Below are 24,477 nucleotides of genomic sequence, written 5' to 3'. Positions count from 1 at the left end.
GGGCGCCGCGGCAGCGGGCTCCCGGCCGCGGCCGAGAGCCCGTTGCCCCGCGACGGATCAGTAGACGGTTACGCCGTACGCGTTGACCGCCTCGCGTACCGGCTGGTAGAAGGTGGTGCCGCCGGATCGGCAGTCGCCGCTGCCGCCGGAGGTGATGCCGAGCGCCTTGGACCCGTCGTACAGCGCGCCGCCGGAGTCGCCGGGCTCGGCGCACACGTTGGTCTGGATCATGCCGCTCACCTTGCCGCCGCCTTGGCCGACGTAGCGGACCGAGACGTTGAGCGCGGTGACCGTTCCGCTGCGGGTACCCGTGGTCGACCCGGTCCGCTTGACCGACTCCCCGACGTACGCGTCCGCGACGGAAAACCCGCCGGGGTGGCTCAGCGACGTGTTGTCGTAGCGGACCAGCGCGTAGTCGTTGCCCGGGTAGCTGGAGCCGATGGTCGCCCCGATGAGCGTGGTGTGGCTGGAGTTCGTGTACCAGGTGTTGGCCACGTCTCCGCAGTGCCCGGCGGTCAGGAAGTAGTAGGTGTTGCCGCTGACGACGTTGAAGCCGAGCGAGCAGCGGTAACCCCCGCCGTAGATGGCGTCGCCGGCGGACAGCAGCGGCTTGAAGATTCCCGAGGCGCGCTCGACCCGGACCGCGCCGGCCTTGTCGCCGGCGCTCTGCCTGATCTTCGCGATCTCGGCGCGGCTGACGGTGCTGTCGGCGACCACGACGACGCGGCCGGACGCGGTGTCCACGTGCCAGGCGATGCCCTCGACGCCCGACCTGTCCACCGCGTCGGTCACCTCGGCGAGTTGGCGGGGACTGTAGTCCCGGGGGGATGCCGACGCGGCGGTCGGCTGGGTGAAGGCGGCGGTAGCGATCACGCCGACGGCTACGGCCAGCAGCTGGGCGGATCGAGCGGTGCGGCTGCGGGAGGGATTCCTGGTGATCCTCACTGTCTCCTCCTACGGGAGTGATGGGCCAGACGGGTGGTGGCCCGGTGAGTCGCCGCCAACGGACGGCAGGTGTCAGCGCCACTGACGGTGGCCAGTGGCGGTACGACCTGAGTGGCCGGTGGGGACGGGTGGAGGCCATGCCCGGTCCGTGGAAGCCGCACATCCGGCTTTCCGCATCGATAAGCGTTCATCAATGGCGTAGCGTTACGTGCGACACACACCGGGTGCCGAAGAGGGCTGCCACGGACCAGGACTCCGGGGTTCGCGAGGGGGCGCAGTCGTACAGCTTCGCCGCGCTGCTGCCCGCGCGGCCCGAGGCCAGATGCGGATCGTCGTGGCCGGACGCCCGGCCGAACTCCCCGCCGATGTGCCCATCGCGACCCGTAACGCGCTTGCCTGGCAGTGGCCGCTAGCCCACCAACCTCACCAACCACCGCGTGAGAAGTCGCGGCATCGCGAACCAGTGCCGAATCATGGCAGCCCGCAGAGCCGCATGAGCAGGCGTTGAGCGCCGTTCCTGCTGGTTGCGGAGTGGCGGCTCCAAGCTCCGCCACAACATCTGATCGCGAGCGTCATCGTGGCTGCTTTCGGCGCTGGTGCGAGAGGTCGGTGTGGTGGCGCATCCCGGGGTGGCTGTCGGGGTCGGTGTGGACGGTGGCGCTGACCAGTCTGGGTAATGCGTGGGTGAGCTGGTGCTCGGCGTCGGCGGCGATCTCGTGGGCGGCCATGAGGCTGAGGCGAGCGTCGACAACCAGCTCGGCTTCGGCGTGCAGGCGGTGGCCGATCCAGCGGAGCCGTACCGCGGCTACGTCCTGGACGCCGTCGACGGCGCGGAGTGTGGTTTCGGCTTGGTCGACGATGGCGGGGTCGACGGCGTCCATGAGGCGGTGGTAGACCTCGCGGGCGGCGTCCTTGAGCACGAAGGTGATGGCGATGGCGATGGCCAGGCCGATGACGGGGTCGGCCCAGTGCCAGCCGAGGGCGGCGCCGGCGGCGGCGGCGAGGACGGCGAGGGAGGTGTAGCCGTCGGTGCGAGCGTGCAGGCCGTCGGCGATCAGGGCGGCGGAGCCGATGCGGCGGCCGACGCGGATGCGGTAGCGGGCGACCAGTTCGTTGCCGATGAACCCGACGAGGCCGGCGGCGGCCACCCACGGCAGGTGGGTCACCTCGGCGGGGTGCAGCAGCCGGCTGCCGGCCGTCCAGGCGGCGGCGACAGCGGATCCGGCGATGACGACCACGATGATGATGCCGGCCAGGTCCTCGGCACGGCCGTAGCCGTAGGTGTAGGCGCGGGTGGCGGCGCGGCGGCCGAGCAGGAAGGCGATCCCCAGCGGTACGGCGGTCAGGGCGTCGGCGACATTGTGCAGGGTGTCGCCGAGCAGGGCGACCGACCCGGACAGCACGACGATGACCGCCTGGGCGATGGCGGTGATCCCGAGGCCGACCAGCGAGATCCACAGCGCGCGTAGTCCCTCGCGGGAGGACTCCAGAGCGGGGTCGACCTTCGCGCGTGAGTCGTGTGAGTGCGGCACCGCCGCGTGCCGCAGCCGGTGCCACCAGGTGGCGGGGTGGCCTCCGCTGTGCCGGTCATCGTGCCGGTGATCGTGTTCGTGCTCCTGGTCCTGCACAAGCTCCTCCTACCCGTCCGGCTCGGAAGATCGGGGCCGACGTGCCGCCGGCGATAATATGTGCTCATGTACGCACGCGACAAGGTTGTAGATGCACATGACCTGCAACAACGCCTGCCCACAGATAGCCAGGTGGAGGCAGCAACGGAGATGCTGCGGATGCTGGGCGACGGCACCCGGCTGCGGTTGATGGCGCTGCTGGCCGAGGGCGAGCACGACGTGACGGCGTTGGTCGCGGCGGTGGGTGCGGCACGGCCGGCGGTGTCGCAGCACCTGGGCAGGCTGCGGTTGGCCGGGCTGGTGACCGTGCGGCGGGAGGGCCGCCGAGCCCTCTACACGGCCCGGGGCGGGCATGTCCGGCGGCTCGTGGCCGAGGTCATCCGCGCTGCCTCGCACCGGGTGGCCGGCATCCCCGAGCACGACTGAACGCGGACGGCGACGCCTATCGGAGACCGTGGAGCGGTGTGTGCGGATGGGCCGGTGTCATGACCATGCGCGCTGGGCGCGGCGCCATCGCTGTGGGGTGATGCCGTAGCGGTCGCGGAAGCGGCGGACGAGATAGGTGGCGTCGCGTAGGCCGGTTCGGGCTGCCACGGCGTCGAGCGGCAGGTCGGTCTCGCGCAGCATTCGCCGGACCTCGGTCATGCGCCGTTCGGTGATCCATTCCAGCAGGGGGCGGCCTGTGCGCCGACGGAGCACGGTCGTGAGGTGCCCCGGGGTGTAGCCGAGCCTGCGGGCGACGTCGGTGGCGGAGACCGGTTCGCGGAACGTCGCCTCGATCTCGGCGAAGACCCGCTCGACCAGTGGGTCCGGCGCGGCGGGAGCGCAGGGTGCCAGTCGCGCGGCCGCGACCAGAAGCCGGGTGAGCAGTGCGGCGACGGCCTCGCCGGCGCCGAGACGGCCTGGGTCGGCGAGTTCGTCGGCCAGGTCCGCCAGCCACGCCGACCAGTTGGCCCGGTCGGGCTCCGCGATCCGACCGTGGCCCGCGCTGAAGGCGAACAGGGCGAGGAGGGGATGGTGTGCCCAGCCCAGTGGGGAGACCGAGGTCAGGGCAGGGACGGCGTCCGGTGTGAACGCGACCGACCACGCGCGGCCGCGGGCGAGTTCAGCCGCGGCCGTGACGCCGATGACCTGTCCGGGCGATAGAGCGTGGACCTCGCCAGCGCGCAGCGGCCGTTCGGCGCCGTCGACGGTGACTGAGCCCATGCCCTCCTCGACATAGACCAGGACGAGGAAGTCGTGGGCGTGCCGGTGGTCCGGCGGGAGCCTGGAGTGGGCGGCTTCGGTGTCGAAACGGCTCACCGAGACCGGAGGCAGGCCGGGGCGTTGCCGGTAGCGGTAGACCGGCGTCCCGTCGGACCGTACCGTGCGCAGCCCAGACGGGACCCCCGGCACGTCATTGACCGAAGAATGTCCCATGGTTACCACGATAAATCCTGCTCGGCGACCGCAGAATATCCAAGACTTGGAGGTGGCGACACCGGTTGGTCAGGGGGCCGCCGAGGCAGACCCGTCCCCGCATGCACAGGAGGCACCCATGGCAGCTTCGACCCACGTACGCATCCTCGACCAGCGAACTCCGGAGGATCGGGACCGCCCCTTCCTGCCGGGCGCGGGAAGGGCCTGGCTTCTTCCGTTCTACGACGCCTTCACCCGGTTGGCCGGCGTCCGCGCACTGCACGAACGTGTGGTCGAGCTCGCCGGCATCGAGCCCGGCCAGACGGTGGTCGACGTCGGCTGCGGCACGGGCAACCTCTCGTTCGCGGTGCTCGCGGCCCAGCCGAGCGCGCGGGTGACCGGCCTCGACCCGGACGGAGACGCCCTGCGCACGGCAGCGCGCAAGGCGCGCCGCCGCAGCGCCGCTCTGACCCTCGTTCAGGGTTACGCCGACCGGATCCCCGCTGAGGACGCCTCGCTCGACCATGTTGTCTCGTCGTTGGCCCTGCACCACGTCGATGACGACGGTCGGATCGCGTTCGCGCGTGACGCGCTGCGGGCCCTTCGGCCGGGAGGAAGGGTCACGGTCGTCGACTTCGGCGGCCCAGCGTCCAACGTCGAGGACGCCGGGCACCCAACACACCGCCATGGCCACAGCCCTGTCCATGCCCTCCGGCACCTGACCCGCCTCATGCGTCGCCGGGTGGCGGCCAGCCCGGTCGTGGCCCGCAACCACGGCGACGGCATCGTCACGCTCCTGGCCGACGCCGGCCTCGGCGACGCCCGGGAGGTCGCGCACGCCGACCACAGGTTCGGCCGGGTCACGTTCGTGCAGGCGACTCGCCCCTTGAGCCGGACCTGATCGCGGCGTCGACAGACCCAACCACGCCACGCAATGGCATCAGCAGCATCAGGTTTTCAGCGGGATCCGCCTATCGTTGCGGGCTGCCTATTGTGCGTGCCAGGTGGCGGCGAGCAGTCTGGTGGCGAGCCGGGGCGGTGTCGCGCGCAGCAGGGTGTCGCGCAGCCACGCGACGGCGCCGGTCTGCGAGGTCATCCGTGATTGCCGGGATGCCGCGGCCATCAGTCGACTGGTACGGGGCCGGCGTTCGGCGTCGTAGCGGAGCAGTCGTTCGGGAACAACGGCCGGGTCGGCCCCGCTGAGGTGCCGGCTGAGCGCGGCCGCGTCTTCGAATGCCTGGCTCGCGCCCTGTCCGAGATCGGGGGTCATCGCGTGAGCGGCGTCGCCGAGCAGCGCGATACGGCCGACCGCGAACGACGGCAGCGGAGTGGCGAGGCGCGCGATGGCGTCGACGTGGACAGCGGCGAGCGGCGTCGCCTTGATCAGCGCCGGAACCGCCGGGTGCCAGTCGGCCAGCAGGGCCAGGACCTGTTGGCGCGCGTCGTGCGCGGAGGGCCGCGCTTCGGGCAGCGCGGTGTCGGTGAACCAGTACAGATCGCGCTCACCGACCGGGAACAGCCCGAACATGGCGCCGGTCCGGCGGTCGACCATGATGCTGGCCAACAGTTCGGTGACGTCGAGCCCCGACGGCGTGGGCAGCATGCCGCGCAGGTCCAACCGGCCGACCTGCCGTACTCCGGGATGGGCGGGAAACAGCTGACGGCGCAGGCTGCTGCCGATGCCATCGGCCACGACCACCGCATCCGCCGTGGTCACCGGCTGGCCGTGGCTGACGACGACCACTCCGGACGGGTCGGGCTCCAGCCGTTGTACCGGCGCGGCGGTGTGCACCAGGTGGGCGGGCAGTGGTGCGCGCAGTGCCCGGTGCAGCTCCGCTCGGCTCACCACGTGGGCGGTCCCGACCGTTCGTTCGGCGTGGACCGCGTCCGTCACCAACAGCGGCCGTCCGCGCCAGTCGCGCAATCCGCCGGTGGTGGCACGCATCGCCTGGCCGTGCACGTAGTCGCCGAGGCCGAGCGCATCCAGCGCCCGAACTCCGTTGGGCATGAGCACCACCCCGGTGCCCGCCTCGCGAAGCTCGGCGCCGCGCTCGTACAGCGACACCTCGTGTCCCTGCCGATGCAGCCCCACCGCCACGGACACCCCGCCCAGGCCACCGCCGACCACCACGACTCGCATGAGCTCACCTCCACTACGATCGTACTAGTACGATCGTAGTCCTATCATGGTGGAGTGCCGCCGACCAACCCCACCCGTCGCCAAGCGCTCACCGACGCCGCCATCGACCTGCTCGCCGCGTCCGGAGTTCACGGCGTGACCCACCGGGCGGTCGAGAAGGCCGCCGCGCTGCCCCCGGGAACGGCCTCCAACTACTTCCCCAGCCGCGAGGCGCTCCTGGTCGCCACCGCGCGCCGCATCGTCGAGCTGCACCACGCCGACATGGACCGGGCCGCCCGACACCACCACACCGACACGGCGACCCCGCCGACCCACGCGAGCCTCACCGACCGACTGGCGGCCCTGCTGACCGACGCGCTGCTCACCGCGGCCACCACACTTCGGACCCGCTACCGAGCGATCTACGAACTCCAACTGGAGGCGGGACGCCGGCCGGCCCTCGCCTCGGCTCTCGCCGGTCTTCAGGACAGCTCGATCGGTCTGACGGCCGGCCACCACGGCGCCCTCGGCCTGCCCATCCCCGCCGAGGCCGTTCCGACGCTGGTCACTCTCTACGGCGGCGCGCTGTTCGTCCTGGTCACCACGCCGGTCGACCTCGTCAACAGGCAGCTCGTCGAGCCGCTCGCTCGCGCCATCGTGGGCGGCGCGCTGCCCGATCCGGGCGGCTCAACGACCCAGTGAGCTGACCGAACCGCGCGACTGGCTGTCGTACCTCTGGGTAAGGCTCCCGGGCGTGGCGACTTTCGCTCTGATCCACGGCGGCGGGGGCAGCGCCTGGGATTGGCATCTCCTGGCCCCTGAGCTGGCCGGCCGGGGCCACGACGTGGTGGTGCCGGAGCCGCCGATCGAGGCGCGCGCAAACTGCGCGTCGTCTCGAGCACGTCCAGACTCGCCAGGGACAGGCGTACGTTGCGCCCCCGGTGATCACCCGGCCGCCCCTGACCATCACCCAGGTCCTGACATCGGTCTGTCGGCGCGCCCGAGCCACCCGGCACGGATCGGCAATCGTCTGTCATCGATCGTCAACGTGGCCCGACCATACTGATCCTCATCGCGGTCGATTCGACCGCCCGGCCGAGGTTCCGGCGTCCAAAGGGGATCGACATGCGAGTTGCACGGGTGATCGCGGGGCTGACAACCGTCACCACCGCTGCTCTAGGGCTGAGTCTGGTGACCGCCGCCGGCCCTGCCGCAGCCGCGGAGAGAGGCGCGTGGCGTGCCTACGGCAACACCAACCCGATCACCTCCAGCTCCAGCACGTGGAAGTGCGGTGTCACCGGAACGGTCGCCACCAATGTGGTCGCCCAGGCCTGCGCGATCCGGTCAGTCGGAGGGCAGTACGCACAGGGGGCGGTGATTGTTCGCAACAACCGATCCAGCCTCTACTCCGCGGCGGCGAACACGGACCTGAGGAACCAGGACGGGCTCTTCCTCGGAGAGTGGGAATGCCCATCGTCGGGGATCGCGGCGAACTCGTGGTCAGTGTGCTTCGGCCAGACCATCTACGAGTACCGTTCGGTGATGTCGGAAGGCATGGTCAACAACGGATACCTCGAGTGGTCACCGTACGTCTGAACCGGGGCGCGTCGATGTGGCACGAAGCCTGGGCGTTCCCGACGACGTCGAGCCGGGCCCGGTGCTGCCCGCGGCCCACCGACCCGGCACCGACCGTCACTGCGGGTCGACCACCCGGCTCACGATCCAGGCGTGCTTGCCGACCTGCCGGCCGCGGGCGAAGCCGAGCTCCTCGAACAGTTCGACCGTCGCGCTGAACAGGAACCGCCCCTGTGCGACCCGGCCGACGGTGACCTCCGAGATGGCCTCGACGAGGCCGCCGCCGGACCGGGCGATCAGGTGGAGCGCGCCGGACACAGCGGTCCGGGCCACCCCCTGGCCCCGATGCTGCCGATCCACGAAGACGCAGGTCATCCGCCAGTCCGGCCACGGCGGGGCGTCCTGGTCGTACGCGCGCCGGTGCTTGATGCCGGGCAGTTCCTCCGGGCTGCCGTACTGGCACCAGCCCTGCGCGACGCCGTCCTCGTCGAGCACCAGGGCGGCGTGGGCGCGGCCGGTCCGTACCAGCTTCTCCTTGGCCGCCCGGCGATCCATCCCCTTCTGCGGTCGTTCCAGGTGGTAGCCGATGCACCAGCATCCGCCGTACACGCCGTTGTTGCGCTCGACCAGCTCCACGAACGCCGGCCACGTCGTGGCGTCGAGGGGCCGGACCGCGTACGACATGTCAGGCCTCGGCCGCCGCGGCGAGGAGCCGGGCCAGCTCGGCCGGCCGGGTGAACATCGGCCAGTGGCCCGAGTCGATGTCGAGGAGTTCGAGGTGCTTGGCCTTGGCCAGCTCGGGCAGCTCGCCGGCGTCGAGCCACTCGCGGGCCTGGGCCGGGGTGAACTCGGGGCACACCAGCGTGACCGGCACGTCGTACCGTCGCTCGTCGCACAGACGCACGACGCCCTTGGCGACGCCCGCCGGCACCGGGACGGCCGCCGAGGCGAAGCGGCGCCGGCTCTCCTCGTCCAGGTCGGCCGAGTCGGGCCCCTCGAACGGCTCCCAGCCCGGGAACGGCATGACCGCGTCCGTCACGTCGAAGAAGTCGGCGTACCGCTTCCCGTCGACGGACGGGAATCCGCCGATGAGCACGACCCGGGCCACCCGCTCGGGGCGCGCGTCGGCTGCCAGCCAGGCCAGCGTGGCGGCGGCCGAGTGCCCGACCACGACGGGCGGGCCGGACGCGGCGTCGACCGCGGCGAGCACGGTGGCCACCTGATCGTCCAGCGTCGCCGCCGCGGAACCGTCGCCCTGACCGGGGAGGGTGAGCGGCACGGGACGGTGACCCAGCCGGTCGAGCTGCGGCGCCACCTCGTCCCAGGCGGACCCGTCCAGCCACAGGCCGGCGATGAGCAGGATGTCCATGATCGTCTCCTCCAACGGTCGACTCGGCGGTCAGGCTAGGACCTGTTCCGGACGATCGGCTTCCGGATTCGGGCGGATCTCACTAACCTCCTGATGTGCGGAACGACGTCAGCCCCACCGCACGGGCGTTGCGCGCCCTGGAGATCCTGCAGAGCCGGCCCGGTACGACGGCCGACGAGCTCGGCGCTCGCCTGGGCGTCAGCGAGCGGGCGGCGCGCCGGTACGTGGACATCCTGCGCGAGGCCGGCATCCCCGTCGAGTCGTCCCGAGGTCCGTACGGCGGGTACCGGCTCGGGCGGGGTGTCCGACTGCCGCCGGTCGTCTTCACCGAGGCCGAGGCGCTGGGACTGGTGATGGCCGTACTCGACGGCCAGCCGGCGGCGGCCGACGGCGACGACCTCGTCGGCTCGGCGCTCAGCAAGGTCATCCAGGCGCTGCCGGACGGGCTCCGACGGCAGGCGGCAGCCCTGCGGCACCACGCGTCGGCCGCACCCGACCGGCGCGCGTCCCGCCCCGATCCCGCCACCACCAGCGCCCTCGTCGCCGCCTCGGCGGCCCGGCGTCGCGTGGTGCTCACCTACCGGGGCGAGTCCGGCACCGAGTGGGAGGGGGAGGTGGATCCCTGGGCCGTCGTGGTGCGCTTCGGGCGCTGGTACCTGCTGTGCCACTCGCACCGGGCCGACGCGATCCGCACGTACCGCATCGACCGGGTGCGCGGCGTCCGGCCGACCGACGACGGATTTGAACCGCCCGACGGCCTGGACGCGGTGGCCACGCTGGAGGAGAACCTCGGCCGCGGATGGCAGTTCACCACCCGGGTCGTGTTCGACGCGCCGCCGGCCGCGGTGGCCCCGTGGATCCGCCCGCCCATGGGTCGACTCGAACCGTACGGCGACGGTTGCGTACTCCTCGGCAGCACCCGCAACCCGACGATGTACGCGCAGGAGTGGCTGGCCACCGTGCCGATCGACTTCCGGGTCGAGGGCGGGCCGGAGCTGCGGGACGCGATGGCCACGCTCGCCGCCCGCTTCAATGCCGCCGTCGCCGACGAGCCGCCGACCACCCGGGTACCGCGTCCGCCCGCCAGCCGGCGCGGTGACCCGGATGAGGGTGGCTGACGCACACCGCGCCCACCTAGTCCTCGATCTCGCGGCCCGGCCAGCGGGCTTCAGTGGCTACGCCGCACGTCCCGCTTGCCCCCACCCGGACCGTCGGCGTCGATGCCGAAGCTGATGATGCGGCGTGGGTGGATCCGGATGATCGGGCCGCCGACATGGCCGGCGGAGTCGGCGGGCTCGGTCAACGCCTCGGCATCGCCCCGGATCTCCAGGCAGCGGACCGCCCACGGGTCGACCGAGGCGACGTCGTCGACCACGAACGCCACCTTGGAACCGGCGGCGACGTTGCGGAACTTCTGGCTCGCCGCCATGTTGTACCCGCCGATGTCGATGGTGTGCAGCCGCTCGTTGTACCCGAACCCGACGGGGTTGTTCTGCACTGTTCCGTCCGCGCGGACGGTCGCCAGCCGTCCCAGCCGCTGCTCCCGTAGATAGGCCAGCTCGCGCTCGGTGAAGACCGCCATGGTCGCCTCCTCGTCGTGCGATGGGAGTCAGCATGGGAGTTGAAGCGCACTTCAAGTCAAGCCCTGGCCTCCCGCCCCGCTGAGCCTCGCGGTCACCTCCGGGGTGGGGGTGCTGCCTGCCGTACTAGCCTCGATCCCCGTTTCGGTCGTCGTCGTCGGCCGGGGTGAACGCCGCGGCGTGGTCGCGGACGAAGTCTCCGATGCCGCGCGGGGGGTGGCCGAGAAGGTCCGCGACCGTATCGGTGGTGAAGTCTCCCCAGCCGGAGACGTACGCCTGCGCGTACTCCTCGAGCATGTCGACGATCCACGTCGGGACGCCGTAGCCGAGCAGCGTCGTGCGTTGGGCGTCGTCACCGACCGGCCGGTACGTGACGAACCTGTCGAGAGCGAGACTCAGTTCGTCGGCGACCTCGTCGAACGTCAGCGAGCGCGGACCGGTGAGGGTGTACGTGCGGCCGTGGTGGCGGTCCGGGTCGTCGAGGAGCACGCGGGCAGCGCATTCGGCGATGTCGCGCACGTCGATCATCCCGATTCGCGCCGCGGCCATGTTCAGCGAGAACGTGCCGGTAGCGGCGATGTCGCCCGCCTCGTTCAGCAGGTTCTGCATGAACCAGTGTGGGCGCAGGATGGTCCAGCGCATGCCGCACTGTTCGGTCTCCCGATCGGAGAGCGCGTGCAGCCTGCCGCTGCGGTTCGGCGCGTCGTGCGCCGCGCCGACGACGGACAGGCGCACGATGCGCTCCACACCGGCCTGGCGCGCGGCCCATACGGCGTTCATGTTGTGCTCCGGAGCGCGCGGCCCGTTCGGGGTGAGCAGCCACACGTCGTGCACGCCCTCGAAGGCGGGAGGCAGCGACCGGGCGTCTCCGAGGTCACCGACGAAGACGTCGGCGCCCTGCTCGCGTGGGCCGTCGGCCTTGAACTCATCGCGGACGAGAGCGCGGAGGTTCACGTCGTTGCCCCTCAGCGCTCGCAGCAGCGCGGTGGACACGGTTCCGGTGGCTCCGGTGATCAGTACGGTGCGGGACACGCTCATGCTCCCTTGGTGGTGGCGGGGATGCGGACCAGGTTGCGGACGGCGTCCGGGGTCAGTTGTGCGGCGGCGATGGTGGTCAGTGCGAGCGCGAAACCGACACCCTGCCAGGGCGTCAGGGACTCGTTGAGGAACAGCCAGCCCAGGATCGTGGCGACCGCGGGGGACAGCAGCGCGAGGAACGACATGGCAACCACGGGCAGCTTGCCGATGCCGTGGAACCAGGCGACGTACGACAGCAGGGCACCAACGAGCGACAACCAGGCGTAGCCGCCGATCGCACGATGGTCCAGTGCGGGCGGTATTCCCTCGAAACCGAGCGCGAGCGGAACGAGCACGAGCCCGCCGAGGGTGAGCTGCCAGCCGGCGATGGTCGCCGCGCCGGCGCCCGCCGGGCGTCCCCACCGTTTGGTCAGGACTATCCCGCCGGCCATCACACCGGCCGCGGCGATGCCGGCCAGGACGCCTACCAGGTCGAAGGAGAGTTCGCCGCGCAGGACGATCAACCCGACCCCCACCACGCCAACCAGACCCCAGCCGATCCGCCAGCGCGTGGGCTCCTCACTGAGCAGCAGGTACGCCAGGCCGGCGACGAACAACGGCTGGACGGCGACGAGGGTCGCCGCGACGCCGCCCGGCAGTCGATAGGCGGCGACGAAGAGCAGTGCGTTGAACGCGCCGATGTTGAGGGTGCCGAGCAGCAGCGAGCGCCACAGCCACTGACCGCGCGGCAGGCTGCGGGTGATGGCGAGCAGGATCAGCCCCGCCGGCAGGGCGCGGATCACAGTGGACACCAGCGGGTGGCCGGGTGGGAGGAACTCGGTGGTGACCAGGTAGGTGGTGCCCCAGCTGATCGGCGCGGTCGCGGTCAGGGCGGTCAGTCCCAGAGTGCTGCCGGGCCGGGACGCGCTGCCCGCGTCCGGCCGGCTCGGGGCCTTTGTCATCCAATCTCCTTAACGTTGAAATGTTCAACGTTGACGAGAGTAGCCATCTGTTACGCTAGCGTCAAACATTTTCACGTTGAGAGATCCTGGAGGCGGCAGGCCGGTGGAGGACAACGTCGACTGGCGGCTGAATCAGTGGCGGACCGAGCGACCCGACATCGACCCCACGCCGATGGGCGTGGTGGCCCGGATCCAGCGCGCCTCCCGGCTGCTCGAGCGTGAGCTTCGTGCCAACTTCGCCGCGCACGGCCTGCAGCTATGGGAATTCGACGTGCTGGGCACGCTGCGCCGGTCCGGGCCTCCGTTCCAGCTCACCGCGGGGCAGCTGGTCGAGTCGGCGATGGTGACCTCCGGGGCGATCACCAACCGGATCGACCGCCTCGTGGCCAGGGGCTTCGTGACCCGCGAGGTCGACCCCACCAACCGGCGCAGCGTGCTGATCACCCTGACCGAGCGCGGCCGGGAGCTGATCGACGAGGTCGTCGTCGCTCATGTCGACCTGGAGGCGAAGCTGCTCGACGAACTGAGCGGCCGTGACCAGCAACAGCTCGCCGGACTACTGCGCAAGCTGCTCACCAGCCTCGGCGACACCTCGCCCGGCAATCCCCTGAACCCGTAGCGGCCACCAACCTGCACTTCGACACCGCCACCGACGACGACTTCGACACCCCGGTGGTGTTCCAGGTGCAGTGGGGCCGAGACGAACCACCGCACAGTAGCCGCCCCTGCCGGTGACGCGGGCGGCGTAACATCTACCACCGCCGTTCCGGAACACCTGATCGGTGACCACCTGGGTGGTGGGTCGTCGACGGGCCGTCAGCCGGTATGGCGTGGTTGTGCGTCACTCGCTGCGTCGCCCTGGTCCGGCCGCCGCCCCTGCCATCCTCGTCGGCGTCGCCGGGCTGGGTGGGCGGGCGCGACCGGACTCGTGTTGACTTCAACGGTGAATCGTCAACGGCTCAGCAGCATCGCGCACTCGCACCACCCGATCGCGGCCCCGATCTCCGGTGTCAACCTCAACCGGCTCCTGCGCCGAGCGGGCCGCCAACCGACGGCTCGCGTCCTCGACCTCGGCTGCGGAGAGGGAGCGTGGGCGCTGCAGGCCCTCGCTCACTACCCCGACGGGCACGCCGACGGCGTGGACGTCAGCCGGTACGCCCTCGAACGCGCCGTCAGCGCCGCCGCCGAACGCGGCCTCGCCGACCGGCTCACCCTGCACGAGCGCGACGCCCGGACGTACGTGCCGGACGGCGACTACGACCTGGTGCTCTGCGTCGGGTCGACGCACGCGTTCGGTGGGTTCGGCGAGGCACTGAAGCTGGCCGGTCGGCACGTGAACGCCGACGGCATCCTGATGGTCGGTGAGGGATTCTGGCAGGTCCCGCCGACTGGGGACGCACTCGCGGCACTCGACGCGAAGCCTGAGGACTTCACCGACCTCGCCGGCCTGGTCGACGCCGCCGAGCAGGCCGGCTGGACGCCGGTGTACGCCCATGTCAGCGACGCCGCCGAGTGGGACGACTACGAATGGTCGTGGATCGGTTCGCTCACCGAGTGGGCGCTGGACAACCCCGGCCATCCGGACGCCGTCGAGGCGCTCACCGTCGCCTCGGAGCACCGCGATCAGTGGTTGCGCGGGTACCGCAACGTTCTGGGCTTCGTGACGCTGGTGCTCCGCCGCATCTGACCGTGCTGTGGACGGGATGGCCTGGCCACCGCGGCCCTGTGTGGTTGGTAGCGGCAATCAACGAATACGGCGCACGGTCGGAACAGCGCTGCCTCGCGCGTTGAACCGTGCGGGTCGCGGTAGACCGGACCGGGCTCCTGGGTTCGCTGACATCGATATCGCCACCTGGCCCGACGCGGGTGCCGACAATGAAAACATGAGAGCGCAGAGGTTCCTGCAGCAGGGACGAGAAGCCGCGGCCCGTCGTCGCACTCCGAAGAGGCAACCAACCGCCACACATCGCCGTAGATGGCCGCTGATGGCGGCGCTGCTCGCGGCGGGAGCGGCCGGAGCCGCAGCGGCACGGCGCCGCAAAGGTGCCGGGCGCACCGGACCCAGCGGGGCCGGGGCGACAGGCGACGTCGGCCAGTCCGGTCATGCCGGCGGTGCTGTCCGGCCCATCAGCAGCCCCGAAGGGGCCACCCAGGGTTGGCGCCAGGGAAGGTGAAGCGGAGTGCCCCTCCGGCGCGAACCGGAAGCCTCCCATTCCCAGCCACGCCGCTTTCTGGTGCTGACGGGCGCGTCGACCCGGGCACGAGCTGCGCCTGGTTGATCGATCAAGGGTCAGTGGTCGTCGGGTAGCCTTTCCCCGTGTACCAGGCGATCTTGACGCCGCTGGCGCCCCCGTTGTCGCCATGCTGAAGGTTCTGGTCAGCGGCTGCCTGGGCGGGGCGCCCCTGCGGTTCAACGCGACCGGTGTACCGGTGAGCTCTGCGATCTGGCAGCGGTGGACCTCCGAGGGGCGCCTTGTGCCGCTGTGTCCCGAACTGGCCGTCGGGTTCCCGGTGCCGCGTCCGCCGGCCGAGATCGTCGGTGGCAGCGCGGCCGACGTCATCGACGGTCGCGCCCAGGTACACGAATCATCGGGCCGCGACGTCACGGAACTGTTCCAGGCGGCGGCGCAGCGGGCCCTCGACCGGGCACTGCAGGCGGGCGTCGGGCTCGCCGTCCTGGTCGACGGCAGCCCTACCTGCGGCAGCACCTACATTCACGACGGAACCTTCACCGGCGTCACTGTCGCGGGGCGTGGCGTCGCGGCCGAGGCATTGCGCCGCCGCGGCATCCCCGTGTTCGCTCACGACGATCTGGACCGGGCAGCAGCCACACTTGCGGAGCTGGAACGCCGACGACGCGGCGGTAGCTGACACGGCGTCGGCTGACTCGCGCGAATGCGCACACCGTCGAGTATCGAGGGCTGTCGCGGCAGTACTGTGCGCGCCATGATCCGCAAAGCCATGATCGTAATGCCCCTTTTTGTGTTCTCCCTCGCTGCTTGCGGCAGCAACGCCGACAAGCCGGAAACCTCTCCGTCCTCGACATCGCCAACTCCCGCCGCCGCCGTGGCGTCGGAGGCGGCGCCCAGCCCGAGCGCGCAGGCCCCCAGCGAGGAGGCGGCGCTTCGCCAGGCGGTGGTGGCGTACTCGGATGCCTTCCTCGACGCGAAGCCTACGGTCGGGTACGAGCTGTTTTCGGCCAGATGCAAGGAACGCGTGACGCTCAGCGAGTTCACCGGCATGCTGACGGCCGCCAAGCAGATGTACGGCAAGGCCATGCCGATCAAGACCTTCGAGGCGCAGATCTCCGGCGATCTGGCCCGAGTGACCTACACCTATGACGTGCCTGCCCTCAACCAGAACAAGGAGCCGTGGGTGCGCGAAGACGGCAAGTGGAAGCAGGACGACTGCTGAGGCCTGCCCGAGCGACGCGGCAGCGGCGGCAGGAGAGGATCGGGTACATGGGCCACGGCGGTCTGGTCGACAACGAGGAACTGCGGACCGCGCGGCTGTCGCTGCGCCGCCCGACCCCCGCTGACATCGACGCCATCTACCGAATCCACAGCGACCCCAGGGCGTACACCTACAATCCCGCCGACGCGCTCGCCAACCGGGCTGAGGCCGAAGAGCTCTACCAACGCTGGAACGAGCACTGGAACCAGCACGACTTCGGCTACTGGACGGTTCACCGCCACGTGCAGACCAGCCAGCCGCTCGGCTTCTGCGGCTTGAAGCTGATGACGCTGCACGGCCGTACGGTTGTGAACCTCTTCTACCGCCTCGACCCGTCGGCCTGGGGCAACGGAGTAGCTACCGACGCCGCCACCGCAGTCGTCAACTGGGCAACCGCGCAGCTGCCCGACCAGCCGATCATCGCGAGAGTCCGACCCGGGAACACGGCATCGCTCAAGGTCGCCGCACGCGCCGGCCTGAGTCGTGCGCCCCATCTGGATACCGTCGGCGAGGACGGCCCCGACTGGATCTTCACCTCGAACTGGCCGGACGCCGGAGACTAGAACTTCCAGCCGGGGTCGCGGCCGGTGAGCCCGAGGACGCGGTCGAGCAGGGAAGCGCCGGCGGGCAGGGTGATCGACGGCCCGAACAGGCCGGGCGTGCCGTCGCTGCTCGCCTGTTGGGACACCAGACCGTAGACCGTCTCGACGGTCTGGTCGTCGACGTCGTAGGGCTGTCCGGTCGCGGTGGCGAGGTCCCACCCGTGGACGACCAGCTCGTTCAACGCGACGATGCCCATGATCTCGGCCGGCAGCACCACCCCGCCGGCCGCGGTCTCGCCCGTCCAGGCGGCCGGCACGCGCCATGCGCCGACCAGTTCGTCGAGCTGCACCGGCAATCGGCTGCGCCACTGCGGATCGAGGTTGGCAACCGACGGATTGCCCGGGCCGGCCGGTGCCGCGTCGGATCCCTTCTCAGCAGCTGTCCGGAACGCGACCGTCAGCCCCATGAGGTGATCGAGCAGATCGCCGACCGTCCACCTCTCGCACGGGGTGGGACCGCCGAGCTGATCGTCGGTCACCCCATGCAGCAGCGTCTCCAACGCGCGGGCGGCGGGCGCGAAATCCGGGCTGCCGTTACTGTCGGTCATCTGGCTTCTCCTTCGTCGGGAACACTGCCGGACGCTACGCGCCGGGACCGACAAGACGGTGCGCTCGAGCATGATCACGCGATGACGGACAGCACCTCGGCCCCGCCAGGTCGGCCCGATCGATCAGGCGCGAGTCACCCCGGTCTGACGAGCGCACCGCTCAGCGGTACGAGGCGACGCTGCTCCCAGGGCTACGCTGCGGGCATGCTGACAGAGGACGAGGTGTTTGATGCGGTGGTCCGACGGATCACCACCGACGGTTACCTCGACGGGCTTGCCGACAGCCGGTCAGCGGCCCTTCGACCGGCGTCACCCGCTGCGGTCGCGGAGGCCGAGGAACTGGCCGGCCGGCCACTGCCGTCGCTCCTGCGTCGGCTCTACCTGGAGGTCGGCAACGGCGGGTTCGGTCCCGGCTACGGCCTCCTCGGCCTGCGGGGCGGCCATCGGATGGGTGCACTCGACGCGCTGGTCGCGCTCGAGCGCGGTGTCCTCATCCTCTGCGACTGGGGTTGCGGCATCACCAGCGAGCTCGACCTTGCCACGGGCCAGGTCTGGGGCTGCGATCCAAATCCGGCACCGGACGGAGTGTCGTGTGCGTTCCCCCAGCACATGACGATCGTCGATTGGTTCGCCAAGTGGGTGGCGGGCACGCTGTGCCAGCCGTGGCTGGTACAGGACCCGACGACCGGTGAATGGCGGGGTGCGACCGACATCGAGTGCGCGGAGATGCTTCAGGAGGCGTTCGGCCCCAACGGTCCGGAGGACTGATCGTCAAACCGATCGGCGTGGGGAGCGACGTCGCCGGGCGGTTGCGGCGTGGGGCGGGCTCGGGTGCGCGTCAGGTGGTGCAGCACCATCAGCGGCACCACGCCGGCCGGGTACCAGGCCAGGTCGACGGGGTCGAACTGCACACCCAGCGCCAGTCTCGCCGCCAGGCTCCGCGCGGCCAGTTCGGCCGGCACCCCGGTCAGCTGCGCGCACTCCACCAGCCAGCAGAACCCGGTGGCGGCCACCCCGGCCGATAACGGCGCCATCCGCGGCCACAGGAACAGTACTCCGGCCCAGACCATCGACGCGTACAGCGCGGTGCCCGAGTACTGCCGTAGTGCCCCGTCGTCGACGACGCGGATCAGCAGTGCCAGGCCCAGGAACAGCAGCGCGGCCGCCGGCATGAGCAGCCGCACCGTACGGGCCGTGATCGACATCTTCGCGATGGTAGCCAACCCACCGACGGTGCAGCTCCGCCACGATGCGGGTGCGGCATCCACAGCGGTACGACCCCGGCGGCCAGGTCCCCGGGAGCGGTCAAGATCCTGGGCCGCCAGGTCGCGGGTTTCGACCAGGCCGTGGGGAACAGCCACCGCTTCGAGCTGGTCGTCGCTGGCAACATGGCCACGTTCGCGCAGCACGACAATCTCGCCGCCTACCTGACCGGCACGCGCAGCCGGATGCTCGTCGAGGCCAGCCCTGCCAACCGCGTCTGGGGCATCGGCCTTGCCGCCACCGACCCCCGCGTGGACGACCCGAACCAGTGGCAGGGTCTGAACCTGCTCCGTCGCAGGCCTTCGGTCAGGTGGGTGAACGGTTCGAGATCGACTGAGCCTGCTCGCGCAGCACCGCCGTCGTGCGCTCGACCCAGTCCGCGATGACGAGGAGCTGCTCGGTCGTGAAGTGGCTGGTCACCTCCGCCATACCGGCCACCATGCGCCCGACGGCCTCGCTCACCGCGGCGTCCGCCGGCTCCGTGGCCTCGATGACGATGCGGCGCCTGTCGCCCGGGTGGGGTGTCCGCCGGGCAAGTCCCGCGGCGATCAGCCGGTCCACCAGGCCGGTCACAGCGCCCGCCGTCAGCCCGGTCCGCTGGGCCAGCTCACGTGCCGACATGGGACCTTCCCGGCGCACGATCCCGAGCGCCTTGTGGTCCGCCGCCGACAGTCCCATGAGCGAGCCCAGCGCTTCGTGGAACAGCACGACGGCGTCGCTCAGGTCCGTGCCGAGCCGGGCTCCTGCCTCCGCTGCCGCCTCTGACGCTCGCTCATCCATCGCCATGGACACATCCTTCACCATCGCATATGGTTCAGATAACTAAATAGTTTAGTCATCTGAAGGAGTTGTCATGGCGAAAGGGTGGATCGAGGCTCGAGCCGTGCTCGTGGCCGCCCTGCGGTTCTTCGTCCGCCACTACCCCGTGGTCTTCGCGTTCGGCGTACTGGCCTCGACGCAGCGCTTCCTCGCCGTGGGCGGTGGTGAGGACTGGGCGTGGACCGGAGGGATCGCCGGCGAGCTGTTCACCAACGGGATCCGGCTGCTGTTCCTCGTCTGGGTCGCCCGGAACATGCTCCGCACGCTGCGCCCCACCTGGTCCGACGTCAGGCGCAGTAGCGACTACATCGCCGGCCACCGGGCCGCGATGCTCTGGAACGGGGTCGTGCTCGTCGCGCTCACGCTCGTCTTCAAGGTGGGAGTCGACACCTGGATCGCCGGCCTGGCCGAACCAAGGACGGCCCTGGCCTGGACGTTGGCCGTCAAGAACGTGACCATCATCCCGTTCATGATCGTGTGGGCCGTGGCCGTCGTCCGTGCGGCACTCGAGGAGCGCGCGGGTGGGGGACCTGGCGTAGCGGTTCCTCGCGCTCCGGTAGCGGAGACCTGACGACGTTCGCAGACGCTGCGACGGGTTGGTGATCACGGGTGAAGACCCGCGACGCCGGCGGCGGCCGTCATGACGGCTACCGGACGCCCGCTCACAGCCCGGCCGCGGCGTCGTACCGGCGGCGCAGGTCGGCCATCTCCGATTCGGCCAGCGCTTCCCTGGCCGCCAGCTCCGCGTACGTGTCCGGGAACATCTCCCGCAGCCGGTCGACGAACCTGACGTCGGCGGTCGCCTCGACGACCTGGATGCCCGGCGGCTCGGTGGACATGTCCATGATCACGGGGCCGGCCAGTTTGACCGCCCAGTCCCAGGGGCGCTTCTGCTCGGCGACGCCGCAGAGGTGGAAGCCGTAGACCGTTCGCACGTCGGCGAGCGTGCTGGCCTCGGCCGGCTCGTAGCCGTAGACGCGGACCCCGCAGATCACCGTCGGCTTCGCCGCCTCCTCGGTGGCGGCCGGTTGGGCGGTGTGTCCAGCGTGGTTGTGTTGCCCTGGGTCCGCACGTTCGAGCGTCGTCCGCATCCGGGTCAGGATCTGCGCCTGCAGATCGGTCGGCTCCGCGTCGGAGCCGGCCGAGGTGGTCAGGAGGACCGCGCCGGCGGTCACCGCCAGGACTGCCGCCACCCACACGAAGCGGTTCCGGTACCACCCCGCGAAACTCTCCCGGGTATTCATGCTGCTTCTCACCTCGTCACCGGTTGTGGTGCGTCGGCAGACCGCATCGGACGCCTCCGGCGTGTCGGACGTCGAGCGGGTCGGCCGTCGCGATGACACGGACCGGGGGATACGTACGGCGGGGACAGTTGCCCGGGGATGTCTGCCCGCCGTCGTGGAGGTGGCCCGGCGATGCGGCGCGCGTGCGTCTGCCAGAGCGGCGCGCTGCCGGCACTGCGATGCTCCCGTGCTGGCCGTTCTCAGCGCGGTTGCCCCCGCGCTGCGGCGATGTGAGCCATTCCAGCACGCCCGCCCCCGGTTCGGCAATATCGATGACCCTCAGCGTGCGATGGCCCGCCCGACCCCGGGTCGCGGCCGCCCGGTGCACCGAATTAATCGAAAAACATTGATATACGGACGGGTAGCTGCGAAGCTCGTGATGGAAGCGCTCCCATGGCGGATCCAGCCGAAGAACGGAGGACGTACCATGCGTTCACGCAGCCCCGATCAACCCGGCGGGCGATCCCGGCCGGCCGTGCGCCAGCCCCTTCGAGCAGCTGTCCTGCTGCTCGCCATGATGGTCGGCATGCTGCCCTGGGCCGGTGCGGCCCAGGCCCACGGCACCGTCATCAACCCGGCATCTCGCGCCTACAAGTGTTGGCAGACCTGGGGAAACAACCACACGAACCCGGCCATGCAGCAACAGGACCCCATGTGCTGGCTGTCAAGCCCCGGGTTTGATGGAGAGTTGGTTAGCTGGTTTTCAGGGGTGCGGTGACCGGCTGGGTCATCGTGTGTAGTGCCTCGTGTTCGGCGGGCGGGATGTGCCCGAGTTCGCCGTGCAAGCGGCGGTTGTTGTACCAGTCGATGTACTCGACGGTGGCCATCTCCAGGTCGTCGAGCCCGCGCCACGGACCTCGGTTGCGGACGAGTTCGGCCTTGTAGAGGGAGTTGAACGCCTCGGCCATCGCGTTGTCGTAGGAGTCGCCCGTGGACCCGACGGAGGCGACGGCGCCTGCCTCGGCGAGCCGCTGGCTGTAGCGAATCGCTCGATACTGGACTCCCCTGTCCGAGTGATGGATCAGTTTTCGCAGGTCAGCGCCTTGACTCTCGCGTCGCCAGATCGCCATCTTCAGCGCGTCGAGCGCCAGATCCGTGTAGAGCGACGTGGACACCTGCCAGCCGACGATCATGCGGGAGTACACGTCGAGGACGAACGCGGCGTACACCCAGCCCACGCTGGTGCGCACATAGGTGAGGTCGGCGACCCACAGCTGGTTCGGGCCGGCTGCGGTGAAGTCTCGTTTGACCAGGTCAGCGGGTCGGCCGGTCTCGGCTGCGGGACGGGTCGTGCGCGGCGACTTGTCGCGCAGCAGCCCGCGTAGCCCAGACTCGCGCATCAGCCGCTCGACGGTGCACCGGGCCACCGGCACGCCTTGGCGGCGCAACTCGTGCCAGATCTTGCGGGCGCCGTAGACGCCGTAGTTGGCCGCGTGGATGCGCTCGATCACCCCGGTCAGCTCCTCATCGCGGCGACAGCGGGCGCTGGCGGGACGGGTCTTGGCGGCGTAGTAGGTCGACGGTGCGATCTGTGCCGGCGTGTCTTCGAGCGCCCGCAGGACCGGCTGGACACCGTGTTCGGCCTTCTGGGAGTCGACGAAGTCGACCTTCATCGCGACGGACGGTCCCGCTCCGCCGCGAAGAAACTCGCCGCGGACTTCAGGATCTGGTTGGCCCGCCGCAGCTCACGATTCTCCCGTTCCAACGCGGCGAGGCGTTCCGCGTCGCTGCTGGTAATACCCGGACGGTCACCGGCATCGGTCTCAGCCTTCTTCACCCACGTCCGCAACGCCTCGGGATGAACCCCGAGCTGACCGGCGATCCGCCGGATCGCTCCGACCGCCGACGCCGGATCCCGGCGGGCCTCGAGCGCCAACCGGGTCGCACGCTCACGCAGCTCATCGTTGTACTTCTTCGGTGCGGGCATCGCTGGTGTTCCTCCCAGGTTTCGATGTCTCCATCAAACCCGGTGCGGAACAACGGGAACGGTTCTGCTGCTCGATGTACTGCTTCACGACGCTTAGAGGTGCGCCGCCGACGGAGCCTGCGAAGTACGAGCCCGACCACAGCTTGTTGGCCCGGTAGTAGTGGCGTGCGAGGTCGGGGAATTCCTGCCGCAGGCGGCGGGATGACACCCCCTTGAGGGAGTTGACCAGGCGGGCAACAGCGATCTTGGGCGGGTAGTTGACCAGCAGGTGCACGTGGTTGTTCTCGCCGTTGAACTCGACCAGCTCGGACTCGAAGTCCGTGCACACGTCCCGCATGATCTGTTCCATCCGGGACAGGTGCCGGTTGCCGAACACCTTGTGCCGGAACTTCGTAACGAAAACCAAGTGAACGTGCATCGCGAAAACACAGTGTCTGCCAGTGCGAATGCCTTCGAGTTCAGCCATAAACCAATGGTACGATGGTGTCGTGCAGCTCCGGTATAACTACCGCGCCTACCCAACGCCCGGCCAGCAGATCGAGCTGGCCCGGGCGTTCGGGTGTGCGCGGGTGGTGTTCAACGACGGCCTACGTCTGCGTCGGCAGGCCCGCGAGGCGGGCGAGAAGTACGTCTCGGACGGGGAGCTGTCGCGCCGTCTGATCACCGAGGCGAAGGCGACGCCGGAACGGGCGTGGCTGGGCGAAGTGTCGGCGGTGGTGTTGCAGCAGGCCCTGGCGGACCTGAACACCGCGTACCGCAACTTCTTCGCCTCGGTCACCGGCAAGCGCAAGGGACGTAAGGTCGCGCCGCCGCGGTTCCGGTCGCGCAAGGACAACCGGCAGGCCATCCGGTTCACGAAGAACGCCCGGTTCAAGGTGCTGGACAACAGCCGGCTCCGGCTGCCGAAGATCGGCGACCTCGCGGTCCGCTGGTCCCGCACCCTGCCGTCGGACCCATCATCCGTGACGATCATCAAGGATGCGGCCGGGCGGTACTTCGCCTCGTTCGTCGTGCAGACCATGGACGAGCCGCTGCCCGAGACGGACTCGGAAGTCGGCATCGACCTGGGCCTGACCCACTTCGCGGTTCTCTCCGACGGCACGAAGGTGACCGCACCGAAGTTCCTGCGCCGCGCCGCCCGCAAGCTCAAGCGGTTGCAGCAAGATCTCTCCCGCAAGCAGAAGGGCTCGGCCAACCGCAAGAAGGCCGTCGTCAAGGTCGCTCGCGCTCACGCGCGGGTGGTCGACACCCGGCGAGACTGGCAGCACAAGCTGTCCACGACGATCATCCGCGAGAACCAAGCGGTGTACGTCGAGGACCTGTGTGTGACTGGTCTCAGCCGGACCCGGCTCGCCAAGTCCGTGCACGACGCGGGCTGGGCTAGTTTCACCGCGATGTTGGAGTGCAAGGCAGCCCGGTACGGGCGCACGTTCGCCCGGGTGGACCGGTTCTTCCCCTCCACCCGCATGTGCTCCGACTGCGGACGCATCAACAACAAGACGGCGCTCAACGTCCGATCGTGGGACTGCCCCTGCGGCAGCCACCACGACCGGGACGTCAATGCCGCCATCAACGTCAGGGCCGCTGGACAGGCGGACCTCAACGCCCGTGGAGCGCACGTAAGACCGGCATCCGTGCCGGCGGCGCACAGGGAAGCGGGAACCCACCCGGACGCTGCGCGGTCCACGCGCAGCGTGGAGGGAATCTCCGTCCTTAAGGATTCCTTTAGGACGGAGAGGATGTCAAACCGGACACCACATCGTCTTCGTCATCTGGCAGGCATCGCACCTCGACCAGGCCTACATGTGGTGCAGTGACGTGGACTTCGTCTGATCAGGCAGACCGCAACCGCAGCACTGCTCTGGGCTTCCCCCTGAGATGTGGACACCCTGAGACTGGATGTTGGTCCAGAGGAAGGGGTGTCCCCGTTGGGGCGTCCATCGAAGTACACGGAAGAGTTCCGGCGTGACGCGGTTGACCTGGTCCGTT

At 70.1% G+C, this 24,477-nt stretch carries 28 protein-coding genes and 3 pseudogenes; 16 read left to right on the top strand and 15 right to left on the bottom strand.

The features are described 5' to 3' along the window. Nucleotides 1-57: 57 nt before the first annotated feature. Entirely contained in the window at nt 58-945 is an 888-nt protein-coding gene (locus DLJ47_RS21880) for a S1 family peptidase (protein WP_109902238.1), read from the bottom strand. A 572-nt stretch (nt 946-1,517) separates the two neighbouring features. After that, complete coding sequence (locus tag DLJ47_RS21875) at nt 1,518-2,573, bottom strand: cation diffusion facilitator family transporter (RefSeq protein ID WP_109902236.1); 1,056 nt, start codon at nt 2,571-2,573, stop codon at nt 1,518-1,520. A 66-nt stretch (nt 2,574-2,639) separates the two neighbouring features. Between DLJ47_RS21875 and DLJ47_RS21870 the strand changes: the two genes are divergently transcribed. After that, nucleotides 2,640-2,999 (top strand): ArsR/SmtB family transcription factor, encoded by a 360-nt coding sequence (locus DLJ47_RS21870; RefSeq protein ID WP_109902328.1) that lies wholly within the window; start codon nt 2,640-2,642, stop codon nt 2,997-2,999. A 57-nt stretch (nt 3,000-3,056) separates the two neighbouring features. Here DLJ47_RS21870 and DLJ47_RS21865 read toward each other — a convergent pair whose 3' ends face one another. Continuing rightward, nucleotides 3,057-3,992: a helix-turn-helix transcriptional regulator gene (locus tag DLJ47_RS21865; RefSeq protein ID WP_109902234.1), complete on the bottom strand. Its 936-nt coding sequence runs from the start codon at nt 3,990-3,992 to the stop codon at nt 3,057-3,059. A gap of 118 nt (nt 3,993-4,110) precedes the next feature. Here DLJ47_RS21865 and DLJ47_RS21860 point away from each other — a divergent pair, with 118 nt between their 5' ends. Then, nucleotides 4,111-4,872, top strand: a complete 762-nt coding sequence (locus DLJ47_RS21860; RefSeq protein WP_109902232.1) for a class I SAM-dependent methyltransferase — start codon at nt 4,111-4,113, stop codon at nt 4,870-4,872. Nucleotides 4,873-4,959: 87 nt separating this feature from the next. Here the strand turns inward: DLJ47_RS21860 and DLJ47_RS21855 are convergent, their stop codons facing one another. Continuing rightward, nucleotides 4,960-6,111, bottom strand: coding sequence for an FAD-dependent monooxygenase (locus DLJ47_RS21855; RefSeq protein WP_109902230.1), 1,152 nt, complete (start codon nt 6,109-6,111; stop codon nt 4,960-4,962). 54 nt (nt 6,112-6,165) lie between these two features. On the opposite strand from DLJ47_RS21855, the gene DLJ47_RS21850 reads away from it, so the two are divergent. Together DLJ47_RS21850 and DLJ47_RS21840 are read left to right on the top strand one after the other, a co-directional pair. Further along, nucleotides 6,166-6,792, top strand: coding sequence for a TetR/AcrR family transcriptional regulator (locus DLJ47_RS21850; RefSeq protein ID WP_109902228.1), 627 nt, complete (start codon nt 6,166-6,168; stop codon nt 6,790-6,792). A 423-nt stretch (nt 6,793-7,215) separates the two neighbouring features. Next, a complete protein-coding gene (locus DLJ47_RS21840) occupies nt 7,216-7,686 on the top strand; it encodes a hypothetical protein (protein WP_146228163.1) in 471 nt (156 codons plus the stop codon). 96 nt (nt 7,687-7,782) lie between these two features. Here DLJ47_RS21840 and DLJ47_RS21835 read toward each other — a convergent pair whose 3' ends face one another. Both DLJ47_RS21835 and DLJ47_RS21830 read right to left on the bottom strand, forming a co-directional pair. Then, on the bottom strand, nt 7,783-8,349 hold the full coding sequence (locus tag DLJ47_RS21835) for a GNAT family N-acetyltransferase (protein WP_109902224.1): 567 nt from the start codon (nt 8,347-8,349) through the stop codon (nt 7,783-7,785). A gap of 1 nt (nt 8,350) precedes the next feature. Further along, nucleotides 8,351-9,034 carry an alpha/beta fold hydrolase gene (locus tag DLJ47_RS21830; protein ID WP_109902326.1) on the bottom strand — a complete coding sequence of 228 codons (684 nt, stop codon included), beginning with the start codon at nt 9,032-9,034 and terminating at the stop codon, nt 8,351-8,353. Nucleotides 9,035-9,129: 95 nt separating this feature from the next. Between DLJ47_RS21830 and DLJ47_RS21825 the strand changes: the two genes are divergently transcribed. Next, nucleotides 9,130-10,152, top strand: coding sequence for a helix-turn-helix transcriptional regulator (locus tag DLJ47_RS21825; protein ID WP_109902222.1), 1,023 nt, complete (start codon nt 9,130-9,132; stop codon nt 10,150-10,152). A 50-nt stretch (nt 10,153-10,202) separates the two neighbouring features. Here DLJ47_RS21825 and DLJ47_RS21820 read toward each other — a convergent pair whose 3' ends face one another. From DLJ47_RS21820 to DLJ47_RS21810, 3 genes are all read right to left on the bottom strand, one after another. Beyond that, on the bottom strand, nt 10,203-10,616 hold the full coding sequence (locus DLJ47_RS21820) for a PPOX class F420-dependent oxidoreductase (RefSeq protein WP_109902220.1): 414 nt from the start codon (nt 10,614-10,616) through the stop codon (nt 10,203-10,205). Nucleotides 10,617-10,740: 124 nt separating this feature from the next. Further along, nucleotides 10,741-11,652: an SDR family oxidoreductase gene (locus DLJ47_RS21815; RefSeq protein ID WP_255562321.1), complete on the bottom strand. Its 912-nt coding sequence runs from the start codon at nt 11,650-11,652 to the stop codon at nt 10,741-10,743. Continuing rightward, entirely contained in the window at nt 11,649-12,593 is a 945-nt protein-coding gene (locus tag DLJ47_RS21810) for an EamA family transporter (RefSeq protein WP_109902216.1), read from the bottom strand. Before DLJ47_RS21810 ends, DLJ47_RS21815 begins: the two co-directional genes overlap by 4 nt. Nucleotides 12,594-12,696: 103 nt before the next feature. Between DLJ47_RS21810 and DLJ47_RS21805 the strand changes: the two genes are divergently transcribed. From DLJ47_RS21805 to DLJ47_RS21785, 5 genes are all read left to right on the top strand, one after another. Continuing rightward, complete coding sequence (locus DLJ47_RS21805; protein ID WP_109902214.1) at nt 12,697-13,212, top strand: MarR family winged helix-turn-helix transcriptional regulator; 516 nt, start codon at nt 12,697-12,699, stop codon at nt 13,210-13,212. A gap of 324 nt (nt 13,213-13,536) precedes the next feature. Then, on the top strand, nt 13,537-14,280 hold the full coding sequence (locus DLJ47_RS21800) for an SAM-dependent methyltransferase (protein WP_109902212.1): 744 nt from the start codon (nt 13,537-13,539) through the stop codon (nt 14,278-14,280). A 674-nt stretch (nt 14,281-14,954) separates the two neighbouring features. Beyond that, complete coding sequence (locus tag DLJ47_RS21795) at nt 14,955-15,464, top strand: DUF523 domain-containing protein (protein WP_109902210.1); 510 nt, start codon at nt 14,955-14,957, stop codon at nt 15,462-15,464. Nucleotides 15,465-15,539: 75 nt separating this feature from the next. Further along, on the top strand, nt 15,540-16,007 hold the full coding sequence (locus DLJ47_RS21790; protein ID WP_146228162.1) for a nuclear transport factor 2 family protein: 468 nt from the start codon (nt 15,540-15,542) through the stop codon (nt 16,005-16,007). Nucleotides 16,008-16,054: 47 nt separating this feature from the next. After that, nucleotides 16,055-16,609, top strand: coding sequence for a GNAT family N-acetyltransferase (locus DLJ47_RS21785; protein ID WP_109902206.1), 555 nt, complete (start codon nt 16,055-16,057; stop codon nt 16,607-16,609). On the opposite strand, the gene DLJ47_RS21780 is transcribed toward DLJ47_RS21785, so the two are convergent. Next, a complete protein-coding gene (locus DLJ47_RS21780; RefSeq protein ID WP_233257948.1) occupies nt 16,606-17,268 on the bottom strand; it encodes a TIGR03086 family metal-binding protein in 663 nt (220 codons plus the stop codon). The genes DLJ47_RS21785 and DLJ47_RS21780 overlap by 4 nt on opposite strands. A gap of 132 nt (nt 17,269-17,400) precedes the next feature. Between DLJ47_RS21780 and DLJ47_RS21775 the strand changes: the two genes are divergently transcribed. After that, on the top strand, nt 17,401-17,964 hold the full coding sequence (locus tag DLJ47_RS21775) for a hypothetical protein (protein WP_109902202.1): 564 nt from the start codon (nt 17,401-17,403) through the stop codon (nt 17,962-17,964). On the opposite strand, the gene DLJ47_RS37015 is transcribed toward DLJ47_RS21775, so the two are convergent. Then, nucleotides 17,928-18,368 carry a ribosomal maturation YjgA family protein gene (locus tag DLJ47_RS37015; RefSeq protein WP_446723589.1) on the bottom strand — a complete coding sequence of 147 codons (441 nt, stop codon included), beginning with the start codon at nt 18,366-18,368 and terminating at the stop codon, nt 17,928-17,930. The genes DLJ47_RS21775 and DLJ47_RS37015 overlap by 37 nt on opposite strands. 102 nt (nt 18,369-18,470) lie before the next feature. Here DLJ47_RS37015 and DLJ47_RS21765 point away from each other — a divergent pair. Continuing rightward, nucleotides 18,471-18,845: pseudogene (locus tag DLJ47_RS21765) on the top strand (NADAR domain-containing protein); the annotation flags it as partial. Here DLJ47_RS21765 and DLJ47_RS21760 read toward each other — a convergent pair. Then, nucleotides 18,766-19,245, bottom strand: coding sequence for a MarR family winged helix-turn-helix transcriptional regulator (locus tag DLJ47_RS21760; RefSeq protein ID WP_199235950.1), 480 nt, complete (start codon nt 19,243-19,245; stop codon nt 18,766-18,768). The pseudogene DLJ47_RS21765 and the gene DLJ47_RS21760 sit on opposite strands and share 80 nt — an antisense overlap. A gap of 67 nt (nt 19,246-19,312) precedes the next feature. Here DLJ47_RS21760 and DLJ47_RS21755 point away from each other — a divergent pair, with 67 nt between their 5' ends. After that, entirely contained in the window at nt 19,313-19,849 is a 537-nt protein-coding gene (locus DLJ47_RS21755; RefSeq protein WP_146228161.1) for a hypothetical protein, read from the top strand. Nucleotides 19,850-19,940: 91 nt separating this feature from the next. On the opposite strand, the gene DLJ47_RS21750 is transcribed toward DLJ47_RS21755, so the two are convergent. Beyond that, nucleotides 19,941-20,522 carry a hypothetical protein gene (locus tag DLJ47_RS21750; RefSeq protein WP_109902194.1) on the bottom strand — a complete coding sequence of 194 codons (582 nt, stop codon included), beginning with the start codon at nt 20,520-20,522 and terminating at the stop codon, nt 19,941-19,943. Nucleotides 20,523-20,988: 466 nt separating this feature from the next. On the opposite strand from DLJ47_RS21750, the gene DLJ47_RS21745 reads away from it, so the two are divergent. Next, the gene (locus DLJ47_RS21745) at nt 20,989-21,279 is read left to right on the top strand and encodes a lytic polysaccharide monooxygenase (protein WP_233257940.1); all 291 of its coding nucleotides are present in this window, start codon (nt 20,989-20,991) and stop codon (nt 21,277-21,279) included. Here DLJ47_RS21745 and DLJ47_RS21740 read toward each other — a convergent pair. Both DLJ47_RS21740 and tnpA read right to left on the bottom strand, forming a co-directional pair. After that, nucleotides 21,254-22,488, bottom strand: a protein-coding gene (locus tag DLJ47_RS21740) for an IS3 family transposase (RefSeq protein ID WP_109902192.1) whose coding sequence is annotated in 2 segments (ribosomal slippage) — nt 21,254-22,209 and nt 22,209-22,488 — 1,236 coding nt in all. Because the reading frame shifts where the segments join, the coding sequence is not laid out codon by codon here. The two genes, DLJ47_RS21745 and DLJ47_RS21740, sit on opposite strands and share 26 nt — an antisense overlap. A gap of 64 nt (nt 22,489-22,552) precedes the next feature. Beyond that, a pseudogene (tnpA, locus tag DLJ47_RS21735) lies at nt 22,553-22,954 on the bottom strand (IS200/IS605 family transposase); the annotation flags it as partial. On the opposite strand from tnpA, the pseudogene DLJ47_RS21730 reads away from it, so the two are divergent. Both DLJ47_RS21730 and DLJ47_RS37785 read left to right on the top strand, forming a co-directional pair. Beyond that, nucleotides 22,935-24,008 (top strand): annotated as a pseudogene (locus tag DLJ47_RS21730) (RNA-guided endonuclease InsQ/TnpB family protein); the annotation flags it as partial. The pseudogenes tnpA and DLJ47_RS21730 sit on opposite strands and share 20 nt — an antisense overlap. Before the next feature lie 154 nt (nt 24,009-24,162). After that, nucleotides 24,163-24,321 (top strand): lytic polysaccharide monooxygenase, encoded by a 159-nt coding sequence (locus DLJ47_RS37785; RefSeq protein WP_342447641.1) that lies wholly within the window; start codon nt 24,163-24,165, stop codon nt 24,319-24,321. Nucleotides 24,322-24,477: the final 156 nt, after the last annotated feature.

The sequence above is a fragment of the Micromonospora sp. S4605 genome, assembly GCF_003176715.1.
GTDB lineage: Bacteria > Actinomycetota > Actinomycetes > Mycobacteriales > Micromonosporaceae > Micromonospora > Micromonospora echinaurantiaca.
The sequence above is the reverse complement of the archived record's forward strand: the minus strand, read 5'-3'. Positions and strand labels throughout refer to the sequence as shown.